The 1,684-nt window shown below is 45.6% G+C and carries 1 protein-coding gene; it reads left to right on the top strand.

All coding sequences use genetic code 11. From position 1 onward, the window contains the following. On the top strand, nucleotides 1-1,684 hold a 1,684-nt coding region (locus IG627_RS20560; protein ID WP_193195170.1), incomplete at both ends, for a non-ribosomal peptide synthetase.

The following is a 1,684-nucleotide window of genomic DNA, read 5'->3' as shown; positions in this document are numbered from 1 at the left end:
TTAGAGGATGCTGAGTTAGGTGTAGTTTTAAGTCTTGGTCATATGAAAAGTGTCTTGGCGGAGTTCAATGGCCATGTATTAGAGTTGGACGGATTGGCTCAAAGCAATAGACACACCTATTCTGACTACAGCACAGAAAACCTGAATGTAATAGGTACCGGTTTAACACCTTCCCATCTGGCTTATGTGATTTACACCTCCGGGTCTACGGGGAAGCCTAAAGGAGTCATGATCCAGCATGACAACCTCACGGATTATATGCTGGGTAATTATAGTAATTATTTTGAAGAGCAGTTAGAGGGCTCCTTACTATTCACTTCCCTTAGCTTTGATTTAACGTTACCTAGCCTTTATCTTCCCTTATTAAACGGCAAGTTTGTTGAGTTAGCCATTCATCATCCAATTATGAGTGAAAGTGTAGGAGAAATATTGCTAAATGATTCTCCGCGCCTTATAAGAATGACACCTTCACACGCACATTTACTGATAAATCAATTAAGCGGTCGTATATCTCGAACCAGACATGTATTTGTTGTTGGCGGCGAAACATTTGATGATCAATTGGCTAAACAACTATCTGATCATTTTCCCAACCTTTTATTGGTCAATCATTACGGCCCTTCCGAATCAACCATTGGTTGTGCAAGCTACTTGGTAAAAAAAATCGACAGAAGTGTCGGATTGAGTTTGCCCATCGGTAGGCCAATGCCTAATGCTTCTTTATATATTCTCTCACAACACAATGAGTTGGTGGCAGTAGGCGTGCCTGGTGAACTATATGTTGGGGGGGCCGGGTTGGCACGAGGTTATCTGAATCGTCCTGAGCTGACAGAAGAACGCTTTATCGCGAACCCGTTTCATGTGGCAGGTAAAGCAGGCAGTTCAGCGCTTTTATACCGTACCGGTGACCTGGTGCGATATCTACCAGATGGCAATTTAGAATTTTTAGGACGTAGTGATGATCAAGTAAAAATTCGAGGCTTTAGGATAGAGCTCGGAGAGATCGAGGCACGACTTGGGCAATTGGAACTGGTGGATTCTGCGCTGGTGACGGCAGGTAGTCAGCAGCTAGTGAGCTATGTCAAGCCAAAAAGTACGATAACTACTTCAGAATACCCAGATTATATTGCGTCTATAAAATCGGCATTGGCCACACAGTTACCGGACTACATGATACCTGCGTATATCACGATTGTGGAAGAATGGCCGTTAACCCCCAATGGCAAGGTGGACAGACGGGCACTGCCGGCGCCGGACGGCAGTGGCCAGCAGAGAGAATATGTGGCGTTGGATACTGAATCAGAGAAGATACTTGCCGAAATCTGGGCGGGTTTGTTAGATCTTCCTGTTGAGTTAGTCAGTCGTACTGCCAATTTTTTTGAGTCTGGTGGTCATTCCCTGCTATGTATTCGCCTAGTATCAGAAATTCGTCGCCGCAGGGGAGTGGAGATATCGGTTCAAAATATCTTTGATAATCCCCGTTTACAGGATTTGGCCGAATTAATCAGTCGTGGCTCACAGAGTGTTGTACGCCCGCCGCTGTTAGCGGTTAGCCGTGATAGCGATAAGGTACCGGTATCCTTCTCCCAGCAGCGCCTTTGGTTTATCGATAACCTGCAGGGTGGTTCACCAGAATACAACATGCCGATGGCGTTTGAGGTGACAGGCCATCTCAATCTGCCCA

The sequence above is a fragment of the Microbulbifer taiwanensis genome (assembly GCF_014904815.1).
In the GTDB taxonomy this organism is placed as follows: Bacteria; Pseudomonadota; Gammaproteobacteria; order Pseudomonadales; family Cellvibrionaceae; genus Microbulbifer; species Microbulbifer taiwanensis.
The sequence above is the reverse complement of the archived record's forward strand: the minus strand, read 5'-3'. Positions and strand labels throughout refer to the sequence as shown.